The sequence below is a fragment of the Paenibacillus sp. FSL H7-0716 genome (assembly GCF_038002705.1).
GTDB classification, from domain to species: Bacteria; Bacillota; Bacilli; order Paenibacillales; family Paenibacillaceae; genus Paenibacillus_AQ; species Paenibacillus_AQ odorifer.
In genome coordinates, this window is the sequence record NZ_JBBODA010000021.1 from 111,917 (window position 1) to 120,739 (window position 8,823).

The following is an 8,823-nucleotide window of genomic DNA, read 5'->3' on the forward strand; positions in this document are numbered from 1 at the left end:
TTCAGGTGCCACCGAAGCTTCTATGAGAGTCGTCATGACTTACGCAGACGTGACCCTGCAAAAAAACGGAGACCCTATTAGCACATGACATTTAGAAAATAATAATTATTCCACATGTAGTTTACCCTGCTAATTTCCGCAGTTTACCCTAGATTGTTCTAATTACGATACTTCTAAACAGAAGAACGAGGGTAGGTCAAAAGTTTAGTCATCTTCGACCACTCCCTTCCAACTTACAGAATATAGGCTCTATTAAAATATATATTCTTTTGGATAATTTTACAATAGTGAAAGGAGGTGAGAACAAAAATGACTTTTAAACTAAAAGACGCTAAGATCACGCACATCTCCTTGGTAGATAAAGGAGCCAATGGCGTGCCGTTTGCTATTATTAAGGCTGCAGGGAAGAACGCTATTCAGAAGCAGGTGCAAATCGCTAAGATTGATGATGATAAGCGGATTGTCAAAGGCGTTGTTTATCAGCCGGATGTGGCAGACGCACATGACGATCAAATGGATGAAGTCGAGATTGAGAAGGCAGCCCATCTCTTCATGGAGAAGCAGCACACCTATAACATCGATAAGCAGCACGATCTCGAAGTCGACAAGGGATTTGTCATTGAGTCTTATATTGCACCCTGCGACATGACGCTCGGTGATCAGCAGATAGTAAAGGGCTCCTGGGTGGCAGCTGTGAAAGTGACTGAAGACGATACTTGGGAGGCAATCAAGAAAGGCGAGATAACTGGCTTTTCAATGTGGGGTGTAGGTAAGCGGGAAGAGATCGAGGAGGAAGGGGAGGTATCCAAGGGAATCTTGAGCCGAATAGCCAAAGCGTTGGGCTTGATCGAAAAGGGCGCGGTCGCTGATAAATACCATAAGAACCGGAAGAACCGAGAATTTTGGGCGGCGCAGGATGCCCTCAACTCGGTTCTTTTTAATTGGGACAGTTATAACAGCGGGATGGAAACCGATGCTGAGACCATTCGGGAGGCGCTTCAAGATTTTGTAGATATTGCGCAGGATGTGCTGACCAAGGATGACATCATAAAAGCCATTGGCACACCTTCAGAGCAGATTGCTAAAGCCGGTAAGAAAATTTCCGCTGGCAACCTGAAGCACGTAGATGATGCGATCGCTGCATTGACCGAACTTAAAAATAAAACGGCTCCTGTAGAACAAGAGCCCGAGGAGGATGACGATTTGAAAGCTGAAGATATTGCCAAGGCCGTTACGACCGCAATGGCCCCGATCGCCAAGCAGGTAGAAGGTCTGACGGCAGAGATTGCGGAGCTGAAGAAAGAGGAAGGTGTCGAAGGTGAAAAGCCTGCAGGTGATGCTGCTCCAGCTGCTACCGCAGAAGAGACTGTAATTACTGAAGCCATTGCCAAGGCTCTTACACCGCTGAGTCAGCAGATGCAGACGCTGGCAGCTGACGTGCAGTTGGTAAAGAATAGCCGCGGTGCTTCCGCGCAAGGTGAGCAAGAAGAAATCAGCAAATCAGAAGGCACCGTAAGTTTCGGACGCTTCCTGTAATTCGAAGGAGGAATGCAAATCATGAGAACAAACGGTAACATCGCTAGTACGAGCATTCGTAAATCAACCATCGTTACACCAATGGACCAAAATGCCTTGAACTATGAGGAAGTTGAAGCTTTCACGGATATGGCGTATGAGGCGAACGGTTTCTTGAAAGGCATTCGGCATGAGAACCGTAAAAGCTCAAAGGGAACAATTGATAAAGTCGGTGTACGTGGCCGGAATATGCGTAGTAAAAAAGAGAATATTATGGCTTCCAACACGCCTGGTCTGACCTTTCCACAGATCCCATATTCAGTGGAGCCAGTAATTGTTCCATTTGATATTACTGAGGAATTTATTCGCCAGACTCAGCGGGTACGTGGCCAAAACGCAGAGGATATCATCATGCGGGCTATGGCTAACAACTACGGTGAGAATATGCAAGACATCGGTTTTAATGGTGATACGGCAACTCTGAACACTGACCCGGATTATGAGTTTTTGAGCATAAATGACGGTTGGTTGAAGAAGGCACGTACCACTGGTCATTACTTAGATTGGAAGACACTTTCGGCTAAAGAGAAAACAGGGATTTTGTTTGAGGTTGAACGTGCGATACCAACCCGTTATCGTGCTGGTGGGGTATTTAAATACTTCATGCATCCAAATACCTTCAGCGAGCGACTTCAAATGTTGGCTGAGAAGGACACTAGCGCATCTATTCAGTTGCAGATCTTGGGGGGCACGAAGAAAGTCAACGCTTATGATGTTGAAGAGGTCTGGAGTATGCCAGAAGGAGCGATTCTCTTCACATATCAGCCGAACTTTGCAATGGTCCACACCTACGATATGCAGATTCGGAAGACGACTGAGGGTAAGGAGGCAATCTGGACTGATAAGCGTTTCTATGCGATTCATTCCGATTTTGACGCCATTTTTGAAGAACCTCAGGCACTGGCCTATGTGGAAGGGGTGGAATTCTAATGCCATACGTAACCTATCGAGGAAAGAACGCCTCACTTCGGTTGTATAGTATTCGTTTTGAGCCGGCTAAGCCGGTACTGGTGGAAGATTCGGTTGTGCTGGAGAAATTGCGTGATCGTTCTGATTTTGAAATCAAAACAGAAAAGATTATTCCACTGGAGGACTTGTCTCTACCGCAACTGAAGGAAAAAGCGAAGAAAGCAGGCATTGAAGGCTTTGCGGATATGAAGAAACCCGAACTTATCAATGAACTAAAGGCACTAGAAGGCGGCGGTGTGCCCGATGCTGACAGTAACACTCCTTAAGAGCCGTAGCCGCGTCAGCACCGTGCAGGAGGCGACTGGTGAACAGCTTGAGCAGTATATTGATGATGCACAGACCCGGATTGAGCTGTATTTACCTGTTTCTTTTCCGGAGGTGGCAGATAAGCAGCTTATGCTGGCCTGGGTCAAGTTGGCGGAGTCGCTGGCGTTACAGGACAGTGAGGAATACCTGGCTTCAGTCGCCCGTGGATACTCAGCGGAAAGTGACGGCGCTTGGACATATACCCGACAGGCAGTTGAAGGGAAGACCACAGGCAATGCTGATGTGGACTCTATCCTCTTCCTGTGGGTCAAGAAGCAGCAGTCCGGGCCGGATGATGGGAACATCACGGCCTATTTACTATGAATCATCGTATGAGTACTCCGCTGGCGGTGTACAGGGTCGGCCGCCAGCAGGATACCGATAATCTGTTCAGTGATCGGAAGGCGGGTAAGGTCGCGGATCTGAAGTGTTTCGTTGTTAAGACGCAGACTGATGCCAAAGCAGATTCCACTCCTGTCATATACATTGTCAAAAAGACAATTGGGGTTCCGAAGACAGCAGAAGTCCGAATTAGTGACGAGGTGTTGCTGTTCGGACGCAAATATCTGGTGATTGACTCTAACCCGCGCCGTTACTGGCGTGAGTTATTGGTGACTTGCGAGGTGAAAGGCAGTGAACATGCATGATTTTGATGGTTTAGCGAAGAAATTCAAGAAGCTGAGCGACGAAGGGGTTAGTCAGATCCTTAAGAACATTGCTGAGGCTGTGGGCGAAACACTTTTGAACCTGGTCATCGATGAGATTGATAAACAGGATCTGATTGACACTGGATTGATGTGGAACTCCTTTACTCGTGGAGAGGACAATAACATTTGGGAATGGGATGTTGACCGCAATTCTATTACTATCGAAGTCGGTTCTAATCTTCCCTATGCACGCCATCTTAATGATGGTTACACCATCCACAAGGCTCACTTTGTCCCAGGCTATTGGGCAACGAATGGAACATTTGTCTACGATCCCAGGGCGAAGGGCGGATTTATGGCCAAGCCCCGTTCTTTCATCGGTAGGCATTACTTTGACATCGCTGTTCAGCAATTGGAGGGCGGGATGAATGCACTGATTATTAAGCGGCTGGAAAAGGAGCTGGGGAGGATGCTGTCATGATGGATGTGGGATTAAAAGCCTGGGCAGAACTCGTGCAGAGGATATACCCGGAGCTGCCGATTCTTCGAGATCGTTCACTTTGGCTGGCGGGGCAGTTTGATCGTCCGAGCGTGTTCATCGAGACGGACCTTGTCTCTGATAAGGCGCACACGCCGCGGGCAGACCGGATCATTGAGGATGTGGGCCTGGTCTTTCATTATGACACTGAACGTAGAGGGGCAGAGGACGCAGGAGAGCCGGTCCCCTTGGATTTATCTCCCTTCTTTCTGTACCTGCGTCAGCAGCGGTTCTGTGTGGTTTCGCAGCGCTTTGGCATAATGATGGTTATTGAAGCCCCGCGCATTCGGCCCATGAATGACCGGATGGAGGTTACATTTCGGTATTCGTACCTGCTGCATATTCCTAAACTCATGATCATAGATGACGGGCAACAACTTCAGAAAATTGATGAATTTCGAATCCATTTTGAAAATGACTGATTCAATGTTAAGTTAATCTAGTTAAAAGATTGAAATTATATGGGATAATTTTCTTTTAAGTTATATAATAATAATGTCACTTCCATATTATTTCCTCCTATTTGTATTACCTTATATAATCCAAAACGGGGGTAATATGATGAAAACTTATAACTTTGGTAGTGCAGCAGAATTATTGAGAAAGTACCTTTCTCAAAAAGTAAAAGGTGTAACTTCAGAAGACTTGGAACAAATTGTTCACTATGCTCTGAAATATTACGCTAAAATTCAACATCATCACCGTAAAGGGGATGATCACGAGTACACTAGTCGTGATATCAAACATCTATACCACAGAATTCTTGCTGATACTACTTTATAGGTAGTGACTGAACTGACTATTGCTTCTCGATAGTCAGTTTTTTAATAAATTGAAGAGAAGTCGCCCCGAGAATATTAGAGCTAATAATGAGTACAAATCGCCTAGGGATTGGCGGTTTTCTTTTGATCATTAAAGGAGGAATTCTTAAATTGAGTATAAAAAAACAGATTCGGCAGCCTACTAGTGTTGTTCCAGATACCCTAAACAAGCGGAGTAAGCAGGAATGGATTGAGAGCGCAGTGGTTTTGAAGCGGGAACGCTTTGAGATTGCAGGCGCTCTTTTTGATTGTGAAGATGATGCTCTGCTGTCTCAGCAGGAAGTTATTCAAAAGGTGCAGGCCTATTTGGGTCTAAAAACAAAGGAGGAAATAGTGAATGTCGATACAACGGAATAGACCAGGCGCGTATGTGGAGCTGCAGGCGGTTGCGAAGTCACGTGTTCTATCAGTATCTGGCCGTGTTTTGGTACCGTATCAAGCGGAGTGGGGGTTGCCGAATAAAGCAGTGGATATGGCGGATCAGTCCGAGCGCTTCAAGGAATCTGGTCTACTTGTAGATGAGTTGGAACTGGCAGCAGAGAATGGCGCAACGGTAGTGGGTTATAGGGTTACGGATGGGAATGAGGTAGCTGCCTCGGTTGCTGTAGCTAGTAGCTACACAATTGAGGCCCGTTATCCAGGAACGCGAGGGAACGATTTTGAATATCTCATCCGGGCGAGTCTGGTGGATGCAACAAAGAAAGAAATCGTTATTCGGGACACGAAAGGGATCTATGATACAGAGACTTTTCTTGTGGCTGATAAAACTGAAGCTATTAATGCTCTGAAAAAGTCCAACATGGTACGTTTTAAGGACACAGGTACAACGGCGTTGGCTGATGTTGCCTATACCAAGTTGGCCGGCGGAGTTACCGGTACTGCAGCGATCACGGCAGCCAATTGGAGCGGTATCTTTAATCGCATTGATGGTCTAGTGTTTGATGTCGTTTATCTACCTTCCTCGGACGCAGCGGTACAAGCTGCTGCTAAGCAATGGTTGCTAGATCGGCGTAGCAAGGCTCGAAAACTAGCACAACTGGTCATTGCAGGAGCATCGGCGTCTGATGATGACATTGAAGCTCACAACACCCGCAGCCGCGCTGCTAATGCTCGTTTTATCATCAATTGCTCTTTGGCTGGCGAACATGCTAACGGAAAGATCTATAACTCCCTGCAGTGGGCTGCATGGGTGGCTGGTCTTGCAGCTGGAACACCAGCGAATAAATCATTTACGGGTGTTAAGGTACCAATGACTGAAGCGCTAGTGGATTGGAGCCATAGTGAAGTTTTAAAGGGGTTGGCCGAAGGTACGCTGATGGCTACCCGTGACGGTTATGATTATATTATTGAGTCGGCAGTGAACACATTAACCACGCTTGGTGCAGGGGAACGGGAGGACTTCGGCAAGATTCGAGTTTCCATGACGATTGACCAAATCCTGAATGACATCTACACTGCTGGCAAAGCAAACAAGGCTAAGCTGGATAATGACAAGGATGGTCGGGGTATGTTTATCGCAGCAGTCGTTAGTTATCTGAAGACTCGTGCTGGACAGAAGGCGATTGACTCAGAGTTTACATTTACTGAGCATCCAACGAAGAAAAGTGATATGGATTATGCTTACTTCTCCCTGTCGGCCAAACCGCTGGACGCGATTGAGATCTTTAATATTGATTGGGAGGTGGCGTAATCGATGGAACGCGAACTTATTGGCCGTAATTTATCCGTACAGGATGACAATGGCGACTCTATTCAGACCATTAAAGAGGTGGAGGTTATCCTGAAGCCAGAGACATTGGATATTATCCGTGCGCGAAAGATGTCTAAAACAAAGCAGATTGTGGGTTATGAAATTACCGTGAAGTTGGTAATGTCTAAACTGGAATCCAGCCTTCGTTACCGACTGCTAGCTGATTTCAAGGCGGGTAAGACGATGTTCCTGGACCGGATCACTGGCTCCCTTGAGGACATGCAGACTGGTAATGTAGAACGGGTGATGATCAGCGGTGTGCATATACATGATGAAATGGATCTGCTCGTTGCGAAGATTGACGACAATAATGGCATTGATATCACGCTTTCCGGTACTGCAAATGATTTTGACTTCATTGAACAGTTTCCGGATTATATGGCATAGGGACGGGTAACCGTCCTTTTTCGGAAGAAATAATAGAGAAGATTAATATAATTTTTTTGTCGTGGAAAATAAATCCATAGGATGTTATTGTATTTATGGTATAAACATTCTATGTGATGAGGGATTCTCTTGAAAATATTTATTAGTTCAACTAGTCACGATTTAAGCGATTTTCGTGCTTTAATTGTTGATCGACTTGAAAGACGTGGTCATGAAGTGATATATCACGAAAGCCCGACCTTTCCAGCTAATACTGGACTCCATTCACATGACCATTGTATTAAAGCAATAAATCATGCCGACATAGTACTTTGCATTATTGATAGAAGATATGGAGGTATTTATGAAGGTAAATTTAATTTTGTTATAGACCCTTTCAAAATTAAAGCAGGATCTGCGGAACTGGAGATAACAGTTCCTAGTGACAGATTAAGTATTACATGGTGTGAACTAATAGAGGCTTACAATCAAAATAAACAAGTTATGACATTTGCTAGACAAAGAACCTTAGACGAGAAACATACTCGTCGTAAAAATCAGAGTATAAAAGATTTTGAGCCAGCTTATGTTCAAGCAAATGAAGTTTTTGATCTACTCGATTGGATAACAAAAAAGAAAACAAATAACTGGATTGCATCTTTTGAAAATATAGTTGATTTTGAAAAGAAGTTAGAAGTTTGGATTACAGAAGTTGAAAAATCTTTAATATTTGCAGCAAATGATAATGAAGTTACCAATAATGAATTAATTGAAAATCCTCCTGTTAGCGAAGTTGAAATCGAAGACTATGAAGAAGTTGAAAACGTAGGGAATGGGGAAGAAGATTCAAATCCGATTGATAAGATGATGAAGAGAAATGAAAAAGGAAAATATTTAAAAATTAATGGCAAGCGTTATTATTTAAAACAAGATGATCTGGAAAATTATAGATCTACAAAACGTATAACATTAATTGTTGAAGGTAATTCTGATAAATCAATACTAAATGTTATTGTCAGACAGTTAAATTTACTCAGTGAAATTAATATTGTATCAATACAAGGCTCGTTTTCTCAAGTTAAAAATATTAATGAGTTTCTAGAGACTTATATTGAACCCACAAACTCAGTAGTGGTTGTTCTTGATAAAAGCGAGATTACAAGGGCAGTGAACCTTTTCAATGAAGTTCATGAGAAAATAGATGGGAAGGTTATTTTTATTGAAGCTGATCCACGTATAGAAGAATGGTTATTCGTAGGTCTTTCTGAATATTCGGAGGAAAATAATGAATTTAAGAGCAGCAGCACAGGCTGGAAGCTAAGGTTAATTAATAGAGCTATCAAAGGAAATTATGATTTATTAGCAAATAACTATGATTTGGAACTTGCCATGAGTTCTTCACAATCTCTTGAAATATTCGCTTCATTGTTAATGAGCCTAGATAGGGATAATATAATTAATCCTTTTATACAGGTTAGAGAAGTATATTAATACAAAGTTTTCAAGGCTACCTTTTTAAGGTGGCTTTTTGATTTTAAAAAGATATATGGAGGTTTTCCCGTGAGTGAAAAATTAGAAAAATATCTATCCAAAGGCAAAGCAGGTCGTAACGACGATACCATTACTGTGCCGGCAGACGGAGAAGAATGGTCTGTGCGCCGCCTGACTACTATTGAGGTACGCCGAGCCTATGAGCTGGCCTATGAAGACAACGGAGATCCTAAAGATTCCTATAACGAGATCGACGTAATGATCGTTAAGGCAACCGAACATGAATTTGATTGGAACAATAAAGATTTACTACTCGCCTTCAATTGCACCAGTAAATATGAGCTGCCACCGCGTATCCTG

13 protein-coding genes are annotated in these 8,823 nt (G+C 43.7%); all 13 read left to right on the top strand.

The window, feature by feature from the left end; all coding sequences use genetic code 11:
* The first annotated feature begins 309 nt into the window (after positions 1–309).
* Entirely contained in the window at positions 310–1,536 is a 1,227-nt protein-coding gene (locus tag MHH60_RS23140; protein ID WP_076139019.1) for an XkdF-like putative serine protease domain-containing protein, read from the top strand.
* A 21-nt stretch (positions 1,537–1,557) separates the two neighbouring features.
* Positions 1,558–2,505, top strand: coding sequence for a phage major capsid protein (locus tag MHH60_RS23145; RefSeq protein ID WP_076139018.1), 948 nt, complete (start codon positions 1,558–1,560; stop codon positions 2,503–2,505).
* Positions 2,505–2,810: a Rho termination factor N-terminal domain-containing protein gene (locus MHH60_RS23150; RefSeq protein WP_076139017.1), complete on the top strand. Its 306-nt coding sequence runs from the start codon at positions 2,505–2,507 to the stop codon at positions 2,808–2,810. Before MHH60_RS23145 ends, MHH60_RS23150 begins: the two co-directional genes overlap by 1 nt.
* Positions 2,788–3,174, top strand: coding sequence for a DUF3199 family protein (locus MHH60_RS23155; RefSeq protein WP_076139016.1), 387 nt, complete (start codon positions 2,788–2,790; stop codon positions 3,172–3,174). Before MHH60_RS23150 ends, MHH60_RS23155 begins: the two co-directional genes overlap by 23 nt.
* Entirely contained in the window at positions 3,171–3,497 is a 327-nt protein-coding gene (locus tag MHH60_RS23160) for a hypothetical protein (RefSeq protein ID WP_076139015.1), read from the top strand. Before MHH60_RS23155 ends, MHH60_RS23160 begins: the two co-directional genes overlap by 4 nt.
* Positions 3,490–3,978 (top strand): HK97 gp10 family phage protein, encoded by a 489-nt coding sequence (locus MHH60_RS23165; protein WP_256715265.1) that lies wholly within the window; start codon positions 3,490–3,492, stop codon positions 3,976–3,978. Before MHH60_RS23160 ends, MHH60_RS23165 begins: the two co-directional genes overlap by 8 nt.
* Positions 3,979–4,010: 32 nt before the next feature.
* Complete coding sequence (locus MHH60_RS23170; RefSeq protein WP_341161162.1) at positions 4,011–4,457, top strand: hypothetical protein; 447 nt, start codon at positions 4,011–4,013, stop codon at positions 4,455–4,457.
* 139 nt (positions 4,458–4,596) lie between these two features.
* The gene (locus MHH60_RS23175) at positions 4,597–4,818 is read left to right on the top strand and encodes a hypothetical protein (protein ID WP_076139012.1); all 222 of its coding nucleotides are present in this window, start codon (positions 4,597–4,599) and stop codon (positions 4,816–4,818) included.
* Between the two features lie 149 nt (positions 4,819–4,967).
* The gene (locus MHH60_RS23180; protein ID WP_076139011.1) at positions 4,968–5,213 is read left to right on the top strand and encodes a hypothetical protein; all 246 of its coding nucleotides are present in this window, start codon (positions 4,968–4,970) and stop codon (positions 5,211–5,213) included.
* Complete coding sequence (locus MHH60_RS23185; RefSeq protein ID WP_076139010.1) at positions 5,194–6,546, top strand: phage tail sheath subtilisin-like domain-containing protein; 1,353 nt, start codon at positions 5,194–5,196, stop codon at positions 6,544–6,546. Before MHH60_RS23180 ends, MHH60_RS23185 begins: the two co-directional genes overlap by 20 nt.
* A 3-nt stretch (positions 6,547–6,549) precedes the next feature.
* Entirely contained in the window at positions 6,550–6,993 is a 444-nt protein-coding gene (locus MHH60_RS23190) for a phage tail tube protein (RefSeq protein WP_060622117.1), read from the top strand.
* Positions 6,994–7,122: 129 nt separating this feature from the next.
* Positions 7,123–8,463 (top strand): DUF4062 domain-containing protein, encoded by a 1,341-nt coding sequence (locus MHH60_RS23195; protein ID WP_076139009.1) that lies wholly within the window; start codon positions 7,123–7,125, stop codon positions 8,461–8,463.
* 69 nt (positions 8,464–8,532) lie between these two features.
* On the top strand, positions 8,533–8,823 hold a 291-nt coding region (locus MHH60_RS23200; RefSeq protein ID WP_341161163.1), incomplete at its 3' end, for a hypothetical protein.

Excerpts from the sequence above, each read along its gene's own strand:
- MHH60_RS23140 (WP_076139019.1), top strand. The coding sequence starts at position 310 with ATGACTTTTAAACTAAAAGACGCTAAGATCACGCACATCTCCTTGGTA.
- MHH60_RS23145 (WP_076139018.1), top strand. The coding sequence starts at position 1,558 with ATGAGAACAAACGGTAACATCGCTAGTACGAGCATTCGTAAATCAACC.
- MHH60_RS23150 (WP_076139017.1), top strand. The coding sequence starts at position 2,505 with ATGCCATACGTAACCTATCGAGGAAAGAACGCCTCACTTCGGTTGTAT.
- MHH60_RS23155 (WP_076139016.1), top strand. The coding sequence starts at position 2,788 with ATGCTGACAGTAACACTCCTTAAGAGCCGTAGCCGCGTCAGCACCGTG.
- MHH60_RS23160 (WP_076139015.1), top strand. The coding sequence starts at position 3,171 with ATGAATCATCGTATGAGTACTCCGCTGGCGGTGTACAGGGTCGGCCGC.
- MHH60_RS23165 (WP_256715265.1), top strand. The coding sequence starts at position 3,490 with ATGCATGATTTTGATGGTTTAGCGAAGAAATTCAAGAAGCTGAGCGAC.
- MHH60_RS23175 (WP_076139012.1), top strand. The coding sequence starts at position 4,597 with ATGAAAACTTATAACTTTGGTAGTGCAGCAGAATTATTGAGAAAGTAC.
- MHH60_RS23185 (WP_076139010.1), top strand. The coding sequence starts at position 5,194 with ATGTCGATACAACGGAATAGACCAGGCGCGTATGTGGAGCTGCAGGCG.
- MHH60_RS23190 (WP_060622117.1), top strand. The coding sequence starts at position 6,550 with ATGGAACGCGAACTTATTGGCCGTAATTTATCCGTACAGGATGACAAT.